The sequence below is a fragment of the Nitrospirillum amazonense genome (genome assembly GCF_007828045.1).
GTDB classification, from domain to species: domain Bacteria; phylum Pseudomonadota; class Alphaproteobacteria; order Azospirillales; family Azospirillaceae; genus Nitrospirillum; species Nitrospirillum amazonense_C.
On record NZ_VITN01000033.1, the window covers coordinates 1 to 12,284 of the forward strand.

The 12,284-nt window shown below is 64.6% G+C and carries 8 protein-coding genes and 1 pseudogene; 6 read left to right on the plus strand and 3 right to left on the minus strand.

Annotated features, from left to right (window positions below; genetic code table 11):
• Positions 1-163, plus strand: a pseudogene (locus FBZ89_RS28355) (transposase); the annotation flags it as partial.
• Between the two features lie 227 nt (positions 164-390).
• Here FBZ89_RS28355 and FBZ89_RS32100 read toward each other — a convergent pair.
• Positions 391-555, minus strand: coding sequence for an AAA family ATPase (locus FBZ89_RS32100; RefSeq protein WP_145754235.1), 165 nt, complete (start codon positions 553-555; stop codon positions 391-393).
• Positions 556-965: 410 nt separating this feature from the next.
• Here FBZ89_RS32100 and FBZ89_RS28365 point away from each other — a divergent pair, with 410 nt between their 5' ends.
• Positions 966-1,547 carry a TetR/AcrR family transcriptional regulator gene (locus tag FBZ89_RS28365; protein ID WP_145754236.1) on the plus strand — a complete coding sequence of 194 codons (582 nt, stop codon included), beginning with the start codon at positions 966-968 and terminating at the stop codon, positions 1,545-1,547.
• A gap of 91 nt (positions 1,548-1,638) precedes the next feature.
• On the opposite strand, the gene FBZ89_RS28370 is transcribed toward FBZ89_RS28365, so the two are convergent.
• Complete coding sequence (locus FBZ89_RS28370; RefSeq protein ID WP_145754238.1) at positions 1,639-1,974, minus strand: helix-turn-helix domain-containing protein; 336 nt, start codon at positions 1,972-1,974, stop codon at positions 1,639-1,641.
• 2,300 nt (positions 1,975-4,274) lie between these two features.
• Entirely contained in the window at positions 4,275-5,267 is a 993-nt protein-coding gene (locus tag FBZ89_RS28375) for a LacI family DNA-binding transcriptional regulator (protein ID WP_145754239.1), read from the minus strand.
• A 163-nt stretch (positions 5,268-5,430) separates the two neighbouring features.
• Here FBZ89_RS28375 and ptsP point away from each other — a divergent pair, with 163 nt between their 5' ends.
• The 4 genes from ptsP (at position 5,431) to FBZ89_RS28395 (ending at position 12,163) form a co-directional block, all read left to right on the plus strand.
• Positions 5,431-7,962 carry a phosphoenolpyruvate--protein phosphotransferase gene (gene ptsP / locus FBZ89_RS28380; RefSeq protein ID WP_145754241.1) on the plus strand — a complete coding sequence of 844 codons (2,532 nt, stop codon included), beginning with the start codon at positions 5,431-5,433 and terminating at the stop codon, positions 7,960-7,962.
• Positions 7,959-8,939, plus strand: coding sequence for a 1-phosphofructokinase (gene pfkB, locus FBZ89_RS28385; protein WP_145754243.1), 981 nt, complete (start codon positions 7,959-7,961; stop codon positions 8,937-8,939). Before ptsP ends, pfkB begins: the two co-directional genes overlap by 4 nt.
• 46 nt (positions 8,940-8,985) lie before the next feature.
• On the plus strand, positions 8,986-10,767 hold the full coding sequence (locus tag FBZ89_RS28390; RefSeq protein ID WP_145754245.1) for a fructose-specific PTS transporter subunit EIIC: 1,782 nt from the start codon (positions 8,986-8,988) through the stop codon (positions 10,765-10,767).
• A gap of 70 nt (positions 10,768-10,837) precedes the next feature.
• Positions 10,838-12,163 (plus strand): carbohydrate porin, encoded by a 1,326-nt coding sequence (locus FBZ89_RS28395; RefSeq protein ID WP_186457636.1) that lies wholly within the window; start codon positions 10,838-10,840, stop codon positions 12,161-12,163.
• Positions 12,164-12,284 lie beyond the last annotated feature (121 nt).

Consider the following 12,284-nt stretch of genomic DNA (forward strand, 5'->3'; position numbering starts at 1 on the left):
CACGGTGGAATTGCGCATCCCCAAGCTGAGGAAGGGCAGCTACTTCCCCGGTTTCCTGGAGCCCCGCCGCATGGCGGAGAAGGCGCTGACGGCCGTGATCCAGGAGGCCTACATCCAGGGCGTCTCCACCCGCGCGGTGGATGATCTGGTCCAGGCCATGGGTGTTAATCGGCGCGCAGTTTGGACGCCGATCGGCACGGTATCGATTTGATTCTATTGAAGTCGGTGGGTTCACCGGAGGGCGCCGATTTACAGCTTGGCTTCGCCCCCGATCGAGGCTGCAGCGCCGCCCGGCGATAGCGAGGCCAGCGGACCATCAACGATGGCGGGGCATGAACTGCCGCTGGTGTAAATGGCCTGCTGATGTCGACGGGACCGACGGCGCTGCCTCTATCGTGCCGGGCGCTGACATCGCTGAAGATGCCGCCGCGCCTGACGATCGTCGCCGACCAAAACCACCTTGGCCGGCGCTTCGGCGGCCCGCTCCATCAGCTGGGCATAGGTACGCCTGTCCATCATAGCGACCCCGTCCACCATCACCACCAGTGTCCGCATTCCGCGGATCGGAGGGTCGAGATCCTCATTTTACCACTTGTCGCAGCGGCCGCGCCGCTCATTTGGTGGGGGCTCGGGTCGATGAACCGGGTGGAACCGGTCCGTAGGGTGGGTGGGTCATGAATCCTGAACTTTCGCGCCTAAAGCTCCTGTCAGTGCAACAAACCTCAGAATTATTGGGGATTCATCGATCACTACTTCCTGGACTAGATCTCAGATCAATCAAGATAGGCCGTCGTCGCCTTTACTCCGTCATGGAAATAGAACGATGGATAAAGGAAAAAGAAAATGAAATATCATCACCAATAGCGATTACAGGCCCCCCACCATCTCCGCGCTCACTTCGAAAACGAGGGCGACCACGAAAAATGGTATTGCTATAACTCTATTATGATGATGGAAGGACAAAAATGAACCAGAATCAAAGAGAAATCTATATTGATAATATATATTCATCAATCATCCGGGTCATCGCCGATAAAGGACTATTTAATGTAAGAATACGGGATATCAACCGAGATACTGGAATAAATCCAAATTTGATATATAAAATATTCCCCAATAAAGAAAAAATTATACTTGTTTTATTCGAGGGGTGCATAGAAAACTTAGGCAAGCGCTTTGATGAGAGGTGCGCAAATTGTAATACAAAGGAATATATAAGAGAAAAAATAATCTCTATTGTGAATAGGAATCCAATTTACGGGATTATTTACAACGAGATAAGAATGAAAGCACTAAGATCACCCAGAATTGAAGAGGCATTTAAACGTTCAGACCAAAATCTCCGAAGCAGGATCGAGTTAATTTTGACGGACGGTAAAAATATGGGGCATATTTCGGAAAATGTCTCGACAGAGGTCGCAGTCGGCAGGTTAATCTTCATAATAGGAATGGCAAGAACAATGATTACGAGCGAAGCAGAAAAATCATTATTCATCAAAATGATAAGCGCTCTAATTGATCAATCCCTAAGCCCGAACGTTGAATGACTATAACAGTGACAGGGATAGCTTGTACGGAAATGATTATTCCTTGCTAGCAGCGGAAAAGGCAATACTCCCAACGCAACGCCGCGTGCATTCACACCCCGCCACGCTTCCTTTCGGGAAGCTCCGGCCCATCGCCGTCGTCGTTTCCGCCACCCCCGGCGCCGCCGCGGTCAATTACCAGCCCACATAACACTTCCCACGCCTCGACGCCCAGCCCGCGGGCCAAGTCCACGATCATCGCAAGGCTTGGGTTCCATTTGCCCCTCTCCAAATCAGACAGGTAGGGCACAGCCATACCTGCCCGCCCGGCAAGCTCCTCCTGCGTCAGGCCCTTGGCCCTCCGCTGCTGCCGTAACAGCCGCCCGAACTGAATCCTGATGTCTTCCGCCATGCGCGAAAGACACGCGGTTGCAAATGCCAACGCCATAATATATATCTTAAGTCCGCCTGAGGGTCGACCTGGGGCGCTTATTCCTCAGGTTCCTTCAGCCAGAACCAACTTACGTCTGCCCCCTCCTGTCAGGTCCGATCAATGCCCGCCCTCCCATCCCACCGAGCCCCAGGCTGCACCTTCATTTGTGCGCTTTCATTGGCCTTCTTCCCGGCCAGCGACGAGGCCTGTTCCTGAAGGGCCTCAGGCATTGGCCTTTGCCAGTCAACTCACTGCCCGGCACGACCCCCAGCTTTCGGATTAGTTATGAAAAAGGCCACCGGAAAACTACGCCTTCTTGGCAACGCGCACTTCAATAGTGTTTCTCATAATTATACGACAATCCGCATTGGCGATGAGATTTTGCAGAAAGTCATTGTTCCATCCGGAATAAATGACTTTCTTGACGTGGATGCAGACGGAGAGACGACTATTTATTACTCAACGTTCTGGTTTAAGAAATTCGTTTTCGGTATAAAGACGCCGTCCGGAGAAATATACTATCATGACCCGGGAATCATCACTCACACTATCCTCCTTCTGGGGGGGGGGGGGGGGGGGGGGGGTTATTAATAATTTAATTTTTTTTAATTTGTTTTTATTTTAAAACCAATAAAAAAACGNNGGTTGCGAACCCCCCCCCCCCCCCCCCCCCCCCCCCCCCCCCCCCCCCCCCCCCCCCCCCCCCCCCCCCCCCCCCCCATATTAGTAATTCCATTCTTCTTAATAGGATTATATTTTCTAGCCATATCCATACCGTCATTAATTGCGCATCATGACGTTGGCGCCCTAAAAGCGTTGGGTGGCCGCAGAATTCGTTGACGTGGCGCGGAGCCGGAAGACCCACCCTACACCCGGCCGCCCCGCCTCCGCCTCACTGGCTGTCTTAGGCTTTCCGGTTCGCGCCAGGGCTAACCCCAGCACCGGCGGCCTCTGTTGGAAGCCACGATGACGAAGGATCAGAAGGTAATCCGCGCCAAGGTCGGTGAGGTGGAAATGGCCCAAGCAGCTTTTACGCGGACATGGTCACGGCGGAACTGGCCAGGGCGTTCATTATAGCATCTTCGTCGTGGACGAGGCCATCACCGCCGCCAACTGGAGTCCGCTTCCCCCGCCCACCGTCCCCTTTCACGGCCAGCCGACCGACGAATCCAAGCCCACCCTGCCATGAGATCGAGTGGGCGACAGTCACCCTCAACTTCCGGGAGAAGCGGACGGCCTTCGGCGCGGCCAACCTGGGCATCTACATCCTGTTGGTGGGACATTAGGCGACTTCAGCTTGCCGCTGGTCATCCTGACACCCATCCCTCTGCCCCTGGCCAGCCTCGTGTTGGGGCATTGGCAGTTCGGCGCGCCTTCCCCCCCTCCTCGCTGATCGGCTTCATCCTGCACAATTCCATCTCATGGTGGATTTCATCCGCGCTGGATCGGCGCGGTCGGTGGAAACGGATCAATCCTTGCAGTCACATCCCTGGGGACCCGATCTACCCGGTGTGCCGACGAGCGGCATCGGACAGCCCCCACGTACCTCCAGATGAATACAGCATTCTGGTTGTAAGCAACTTTAGGGCCCGCGGCACAATCAGCCTTGGATTTTCCCGCCTTTGAATCGCTCTCCCCCCGTAACTGAGAAAAATCGCCGGAGATAAACAGGCGTTTTCACACCACTTATGCGATTATATCCCCCACCCCGTCCAGGACGCCTCCATGGTATCGCGCCAAATTCGGGTTAACGGAAAACAGCTGTTTTTCACCTCCGCAGCGTCGCGGGGAGGCGCAACGGAGCAAAGCTGACGGCGCCTCCGATTCGACGTATGCGTCCCTAGACACAGAAGGCGCAGATGTGCTTTTCGCGGCAGATCACCGGATTTTCTGCGGGACATTTGCGGGACAGTTTCCATCGACATCCACCACCAATCAGTGACACCAGTCGACGCATATCTCCAGGAGAACAGCCGTTTTTGTTGTCACTATAACGACTGAATCCGCCCTCTCACGGCGGTAACAGGGGTTCGAATCCCCTAGGGGACGCCATCCGGCTCACAAGCCGTTGATGTTGCTCAGCAATTCCAGGATCGCCAAAAAGCGTTGTGGCACACGGCTGTGGCACACGGACGAGGCCTCGAATTGCCCCGCATTCCCTACACGACATTGCGGCGCCAGACCTACTTCCTGAAGTGAGCCTCCCCCGAATTAAGTGGACACCGTGTCATACGGCCTTTTTCTCGGCCTGATCCGGGGTGATGTATCCGAGGGCGGAGTGGACGCGTTGGCGGTTATTGGGCCGGCGGCCTCCATCACGCGCGCGGCAGGGCAGCCGTCGAGCCCCGGGCGATGCAACGGCCGGACAGCACCACTTTGCGCGTCGGAGCGTCCGGGGTCTTCAGGCGCTGGAACAACAAGGCCATGGCTTCGCGGCCTATGGTTTCGACCGGTTGCTCGATGACCGTCAGGCCCGGTTCAACCAGTTCCGTCCAGGGTTCGTTGTCGAAACCCGCCACAGCGATGTCCTGGGGGATGCGCAGCCCCAGGGTGCGGGCCGCCTTCACCACGCCGGTGAGAAACAGCCCATTGCTGACCAGCAGGGCCTGGGGCCGGTCGGGTTGGCACAGCCAAGCGGCGGCGGCGTTTTCGGCGGCCTCCACCGACGGCGGCACGAAGCGCGCCTCCCCCGTCAAGCCCCGGGCGGTCATGGCCGTCAGGTAACCGTCGCGCCGTTCGACACCGGTGGTGCTGGTGGCGCCGAACAGGCCACCGATGCGGTTGTATCCCCGGGACACCAGATGATCGACCAGGGTGGCGCTGGCCTCGCGATTGTCCAACAACACGGTGTCAAACTGACCACCTGGCCCGGCGCGGTCGATCAGCACTATGGGGAAATCCAGGGCATCGGCCTGCAACCGATCGACGGTGGCGCGGGTCGGCGCGAAAATCAGCCCCGTCACCCGTTCCTCCTGCATCAGGGTCAGGTAGAGCGCCTCGCGCGCGGGGTCCTCATCGGTGTTGCACAGGATGACCCGCATGCCGGCGCGGTAGGCCGCGTCCTCCACCGCCCGGCCGACGGCGGTGAAGAAGGGGTTGCGGATGTCGGCGACGATCAAGCCGATGGTCTGGGTGCGTTGCGAGCGCAGCCGCCGCGCCGACAGGTTGGGCTTATAACCCGTGGCGCGCACCGCCGCCTGCACCTGTTCCCGCACCTCAGCGCTGACCGGCCCCTCCCCCAAGGCACGGGACACGGTGGAAACCGAGACACCGGCAACCCGGGCGACGTCCTTGATGTTGACCGTCATGTTCGCAATCGTTTCCAGTTATTTTGCCTTAGTCTAAAGCCTTCCAACACGCGATCAAAGGGAATACGGCACCTCCGTTCAGACCTACCCTAGGGATTCCCTTTGACAATTTTTGTGGAAACGTTACCACTAAGCGCAAGAACGAAATCGGGAGGTTCCGAGAATGCCCTTCGCCGTTGAGAGCGACCTGCTGCCCCGCGAGCTGATCCGCCTCGGCGCGCGTCCGGCTGGAAAGCGTGACGCCATTGGCGAGGCCGCGCAGATGCTGGTCGCCGCCGGGTGCGTCGATCCCGCCTACGAACAAAGCATGGTCCGCCGGGAAGAGGTGGCCAACACCTTCCTGGGCCAGGGCGTCGCCATTCCCCACGGCCTGGGCGAGGATCGCCACCTGGTCCGCCGCAACGGCCTGGCCATCCTGCAGGTTCCTGACGGCGTGGAGTGGAATGCCGGCCAACGCGCGCGCCTGGTGGTCGCCATTGCCGCCCAGTCCGACGCGCACATCACTATCCTGCGCCGCCTGACCCGCCTGATCCAGGACGGCGACCGGTTGGACCGTCTGTTGGTGACCACCGACGCCGGCGAGATCGCGGCCGCCCTGGGTCACGAAACGCCCCCGGCCGGGCGCGCGGACGAAAACGCGGCCGGCGTGCCGGTGGGTGACCTGGGGCCCGGTTTCGACTGGACGGTGGATTATCCCAGCGGCCTGCACGCCCGGCCGGCCGCCCACTGGGTGGATACCGCCCGCCGCTTCGCCGCCCAGGTCCGGGTCCGCCACGGAGACCAGGCGGCGGACGCCAAGAACCTGATCGCCCTGCTGCAACTGGGCCTGCGCGCCGGCGACACGGTGGTGGTGTCCACCGCCGGCGGCGATGCCGCAGGGGCGCTGGTGGCCATGCGCCAGGCCATGACCGGCCTGAGCGCCCAGGAAAAGATGGATGCGGCCCTGGCGGCCAGCCGCGCCCGCCAGACGCCCCGCACCGGCTGGACGCCCCCGGCGCCGCTCACTACCATCGGCGGCGTGCCGGCGGCGCCGGGATTGGCGATCGGCCCCCTGCATGTGCTGAAGGCGGCGGACCCGGTGGTGCCGGACAATCCCGTCGCCCTGGCGGAGGGGGGCAGCCTGCTGCAAGAGGCGTTGAGCCGCACGCGCCAACAACTCAAGGCACTGGCCGACGACACCGCCCGCCGGCTGGGCGCGACCGATGCCGCCATCTTCAAGGCCCAGGCGGAGTTGTTGAACGACACCGACCTGATCACCCTGGCCTGCCAGATGATGGTGGAGGGTCATGGCGTGGCCTGGGCCTGGAACCAGACGGTGGATCGCATGGCCGGCCGGTTGGCCGCGCTGGGCAATCCCGTCCTGGCCGCCCGTGCCGCCGATCTGCGCGACGTGGGCCGCCGGGTGCTGGGGCATATCGACCCCTCCTTGCGCGCCAACTCGCTGCTCGACCTGCCCGACACACCCTGCATCCTGGTGGCATCGGACCTGTCCCCGTCGGACACGGCCGGCCTGGACCCGGCCCGCGTGGTGGGCCTGGCCACGGCTTCGGGCGGCCCCACCTCACACACCGCCATCCTGGCCCGCACACTGGGTCTGCCGGCCCTGGTGGGCGGCGGGGGCGCCCTGCTGGAACTGGCGGACGGCACCAGCGCCATCCTGGATGGCCAGTCGGGACAATTGTACTTGGAACCGAGCGACGCCCACCTGGCGTCCGCCCGGCAATGGCTGGCGGTCAAGGCGGAGGCTCGCGCCCGTGAAGCGGAGGCCCGCGCCCTGCCCGCGCGCACCCGCGACGGCCACACCGTGTCCATCGGGGCGAACATCAACCTGCCCGACCAGGCGGCCTTCGCCCTGTCGCAGGGAGCGGAGGGCGTCGGCCTGATGCGCACCGAGTTCCTGTTCCTGGAAAGGGGCGAAACCCCCAGCGAGGACGAACAGTTCGACATCTATCGCGCCATGGCCGAGGCCCTGGGCAACCGGCCGCTGATCGTCCGCGCCCTGGATATCGGCGGCGACAAGCAGGTGGCCCATCTGAACCTGCCGCATGAGGAAAACCCCTTCCTGGGCGTGCGCGGGGCCCGGCTGCTGCTGCGCCGGCCCGATCTGCTGGAGCCGCAGTTGCGCGCCCTGTACCGCGCGGCGCGCGCGGGCGCCAGCCTGTCCATCATGTTCCCCATGATCACCACGGCGGCCGAGATCATCGCCCTGCGCACGGTCAGCGAGCGCATCCGGGCCGAGGTCGAGGCGCCGGCGGTGCCGCTGGGCATCATGATCGAGGTGCCCGCCGCGGCCCTTCAGGCCGAAAGCCTGGCCCGCCATGCCGACTTCTTTTCCGTCGGCACCAACGATCTGACCCAGTACACCCTGGCCATCGATCGCCAGAACCCGCAGTTGGCCGCCGAGGCGGACAGCCTGCATCCCGCCGTGCTGCGCCTGATTCAGGCCACGGTGGCGGGGGCGGCCAAGCATGACCGCTGGGTCGGCGTCTGCGGCGGCATCGCCGGCGACCCCTTCGGCGCCGCCTTGCTGACCGGCCTGGGCGTGCACGAACTGTCGATGACCCCGCGTGAAGTGCCGGCGGTGAAGGCGCGCCTGCGCGATAGCGCGTTGACGGCGCTGCGCGCGCTGGCGGCCCGGGCCGTGGCCTGCGAGGCCGCAGAGGACGTGCGGGCGCTGGAAGGGGACATGGCATGAGCATCGATCTGCACACCGTCACCCTGAACCCGGCCATCGATGAGACCGTCACCCTGGATGGCTTGCGACCAGGCCAGGTGCATCGGGCCGTGGCCGTGCGCCACAATGCCGGCGGCAAGGGCGTGAACGTGGCCTCCTGCCTGGCCGACTGGGGCCTGCATGTCGCCGCCACCGGCCTGCTGGGCATCGACAACACCGCCCCGTTCGAGGCTCTGTTCGCCACCAAGGGCATCCTCGACCGCTTCTTGCGCGTGCCCGGCGAAACCCGCACCAACATCAAACTGCTGGATCGCCAGGACGGCGGCACCACGGACATCAACCTGCCAGGCCTGGTGGCAGTCCCGGAAACGGTGGAGCGGATCCAGGCCTATCTGGAGGAATCCGTCGGCCCCGGCACCTTGGTGGTACTGGCCGGCAGCCTGCCCGATGGATTGCCCCCCGACACCTATGCCCACATGGTGGCCGGCCTGGCCCATACCGGCGCCCGCGTGGTGCTGGACAGCAGCGGGGAGCCGCTGGCGCGGGCCCTGGCCGCCGACGTCCTGCCCCACTGCGTGAAGCCCAACCGACATGAGTTGGAGGGCTGGGCCGGCCAGCCCTTGGCGCCACCCGACTTGCTGGCGGCGGCGCGGCACCTGCAAGGGCATGGCATCCGCCTGGTGGTGGTGTCGTTGGGCACCGGCGGCGCCCTGTTCGTGGACGCCGGCACCGCCCTGCACGCCCAGGCCCCCGAGGTGCGGGGCAGCAGCACCGTGGGCGCCGGTGATGCCATGGTGGCCGGGCTGGCGGCTGGTCTGCATGCCGGCCTGGAACTGGAGGCGATCGCCCGCTTGGCGACCGGGTTCGCCGTGGCCAAGTTGGGCCGCCCCGGCCCCCACCTTCCGGGGGTGGAGATCGTCCGGGCCCTGGCCGGCCAGGTCACGCTGACACCCGCCGACGATTGGGCATCAACCACCGCGACGCATGCGCCGCACTGAAGAATGAAGGGCGGGCGGGCCGTACACCCGCCCCCGGGGAGGAACCATGTCCGCACTGTTGGCTGTGATCGACGCCGGCGAAATGACCATCCACGCCCTGCTGGCGGCGGAGGCCCTGCGCAAGGCCGCCACCAGCGGGGGCCACACCATCGCCGTGGAGGTGCGCACCGGACAGGGCGTCCTGGGCGCGTTGGAACCGGCGCGGATCCAGGAGGCGCACGCCGTTCTCCTGGTGGGAACGGGCACCCTGGACGCTGACCGCTTCGGGGCGCTGCCCCACCACGGCACCAGCATAGAGGCCGTCCTGGCCGATCCCGCCGCGGCCTTGGATCCGCTGATCCTGGCTGAACCGGAAGCAGCCAAGCCGCATCGGATGAAGCGGGACCAGGCCGCCACCCTGTCGACAACCGACGGTCCACGACACATCGTGGCCATCACCTCCTGCCCGACGGGCATCGCCCACACCTTCATGGCGGCCGAGGGCCTGCAGCAGGGCGCCAAGACACTGGGGCACACCATCCGCGTGGAGACGCAGGGATCGGTCGGGGCCCGGGACGGCCTGACGGATGACGAGATCGCCGCCGCCGACATCGTCATCATCGCCGCGGACCGCCAAGTGGACCTGGGCCGCTTCGCCGGCAAGCGGGTGTTCCAGTCGGCGACCAAACCCGCGATCACCGATGGCGCCGGCCTGATCCAGCGGGCCCTGGTGGAAGCGACCGCCTTGGCAGGGCCGGAGGGTGGCGCGCCGGACGAGGGACAAGCCGCCGGCGCTTCGCCGCAAGCCGCCACCGGGGCGAAGGCCGGGCGTGGCGGGCGCACGGGCCCCTATAAGCATCTCATGACCGGTGTTTCCTTCATGCTGCCGTTCGTGGTGGCGGGGGGGCTGTTGATCGCGCTGGCCTTCGCGCTGGGCGGCATCTACGCCTATGACGACGCCCACAAGGGCACGCTGGCCTACGCCCTGTTCCAGGTTGGGGCTAAGGGGGCGTTCGTGCTGATCGTGCCCGTGCTGGCGGGCTACATCGCCCATTCCATCGCGGACCGGCCGGGCATCGCGCCCGGCATGATCGGCGGCATGGTGGCGGCCAATCTTCAGGCGGGCTTTCTGGGGGGCATGTTGGCCGGGTTCATCGCCGGCTACGGCACCGCCTTCCTGAACCGCCATATCCGCCTGCCCCGGACCCTGGAGGGCCTGAAGCCGGTGCTGATCCTGCCCTTGCTGGGCACCTTGCTGACCGGCCTGCTGATGATCTACGTCGTGGGCGGGCCGGCGGCCGGGGCGCTGGCCGCCATGACCACCTGGCTGAAGGGCATGCAGGGCAGCAGTGCCATCCTGCTGGGCATCCTGATCGGCGGCATGATGGCCTTCGACATGGGCGGCCCCATCAACAAGGCGGCCTACGCCTTTTCCACGGGCCTGATCGCCAGCCAGGTCTACACCCCGATGGCGGCGGCCATGGTCGCCGGCATGACCCCGCCCTTGGGTCTGGCCCTGGCCGCCCAAATGTTCGCCAACCGCTTCACGGTGGAGGAGCGGGAGACGCGCGGCGCCGCGGCGGTGCTGGGCCTGGCCTTTGTGACCGAGGGGGCCATTCCCTTCGCCGCCCGCGATCCGCTGCGGGTCATCCCCGCCCTGGTGGCGGGGTCCGCCGTGGCGGGCGCCATTTCCATGGCCATCGGCGCGGAACTGCGGGTGCCCCACGGTGGCGTGTTCGTGCTGCCTATCCCCAACGCCGTCAGTCATGTCGGCGGCTATATCGCGGCGCTGGCCATCGGCGCCGGGGTGACGGCCGTCGCCTTGCGCGTCCTGAAGCGCCCGGTCTGAAGGCCGGGGCCGCCCAACCAACATGGCCGCCTCAAGGCCGTAACCAGAAGACCCCAGGGAGGGATGATCCATGCGTGAAGTCGCACGTCCGGTGCCGAACCCATTGTTGCGCCCCGTTGTGGAAACGTTTCCAGTGGCCGCCCTGGCCATGATGCTGTCCGGGGCCGCCCTGGCCGCCGAACCAGGCACGGGCGATACCATCGACTGGCTGGCCAGCTACACGGGCGAGGCGGCGGCCAACCCCAGCGGCGGCATGCGCCAGGGGGCGGCCTATGCCGGCCAAATTCTGCTGGGCGCGGACGTGAACCTGAACAACGCCATGGACTGGAGCGGGGGCACCCTGCACGTCGCCGCGGTGAACCGCCACGGCAGCAACCTGGCGGCCCAGTATCTGGGCAGCACCACCTCTTTGCAGGAGATTTATGGCGCGCAGAACACGCGCCTGGCCCGCTTCACGGTGGAACAGTCCCTGCTGGACGGCCGCCTGGTGGTGGAAGGGGGGCGCACGGTGGCCAACATCAGCTTCCTCGGGTCATCGCTCTGCGCCAATTTCCAGATCAACTCCGCCTGCGGCAACCCCACCTTCGTCTTCAAAACCAGCAGCTTCACCTGGTGGCCGGTATCCAGCTGGGGCGCCCACGCCACCGCCTGGCTGACACCCACGGTCTATCTGCATGTCGGCGCCTACGAAGTGAACCCCAGCCACCAGTCCAGCACCGAGCACGGCTTCGATTGGGGCACGTCCACCGCCACGGGCGCCATCGCGCCGATGGCGCTGGGGTATCAGACGACGTTTGACAACGACCGCCTGCCCCGCAAATACGAAGTCGGCGGCTGGTACGACGGCGCCGATTATACCGACCCGCTCCGCGACGCGAGCGGGCGCGCCGCCGTGACCAGCGGCCAACCCAACGCCACCCTGAACGGCCGGTCGGGCGTGTTCTTCCGTTTCGAACAAATGGTGCTGCGCCCCGACGACACGTCGCAGCGGGGCTTGACCCTGTTCGGCGTGGCGATGACGGGCGTAAGCGGCCGGCTGATCGAAGACCATTTCCTGGAACTGGGCTTGGTCCAGCGCGGCACCTTCACGGGACGTGACAACGATACCATCGGCTTCGTCGTGAACCAGCAAAAGTACAGCCACGACGCCCTGGAGGCCCTGAGCTTGGCCCGCGCGGCGGCTGGCGGCCGCGGCACGCCGGCGGACGACCAGATCATGATGGAGTTGAGCTACGGCGTGCAACTGGACCGCGCCATTCGCATCCAGCCCAACCTGCAATATGTCATCCATCCGGACCAGTTCAGCGACCCCGCCCGCCTGCACGACGCCCCGGACGCTTTCGTCATCGGCTTGCGGTTCGACCTGGACCTCGCGGCGATCCTGCGGGGGCGCTAGCGCCCCGATACGGCCGTGCGTCATGGATGCGGGCGAAATGGGTAACGCCCGACATTCCCCCACGGGACTGTGAAAGGGCGCCGAAATGAGCCCTTGGGCAAAGGTGGGTAACGTTCTGAAA

What these genes read in the sequence shown, in the direction of transcription:
- FBZ89_RS32100 (WP_145754235.1), bottom strand. Translation starts at nt 555, where the DNA reads ATGCGGACACTGGTGGTGATGGTGGACGGGGTCGCTATGATGGACAGG.
- FBZ89_RS28365 (WP_145754236.1), top strand. Translation starts at nt 966, where the DNA reads ATGAACCAGAATCAAAGAGAAATCTATATTGATAATATATATTCATCA.
- FBZ89_RS28370 (WP_145754238.1), bottom strand. Translation starts at nt 1,974, where the DNA reads ATGGCGTTGGCATTTGCAACCGCGTGTCTTTCGCGCATGGCGGAAGAC.
- FBZ89_RS28375 (WP_145754239.1), bottom strand. Translation starts at nt 5,267, where the DNA reads ATGACGGTCAACATCAAGGACGTCGCCCGGGTTGCCGGTGTCTCGGTT.
- ptsP (WP_145754241.1), top strand. Translation starts at nt 5,431, where the DNA reads ATGCCCTTCGCCGTTGAGAGCGACCTGCTGCCCCGCGAGCTGATCCGC.
- pfkB (WP_145754243.1), top strand. Translation starts at nt 7,959, where the DNA reads ATGAGCATCGATCTGCACACCGTCACCCTGAACCCGGCCATCGATGAG.
- FBZ89_RS28390 (WP_145754245.1), top strand. Translation starts at nt 8,986, where the DNA reads ATGTCCGCACTGTTGGCTGTGATCGACGCCGGCGAAATGACCATCCAC.
- FBZ89_RS28395 (WP_186457636.1), top strand. Translation starts at nt 10,838, where the DNA reads ATGCGTGAAGTCGCACGTCCGGTGCCGAACCCATTGTTGCGCCCCGTT.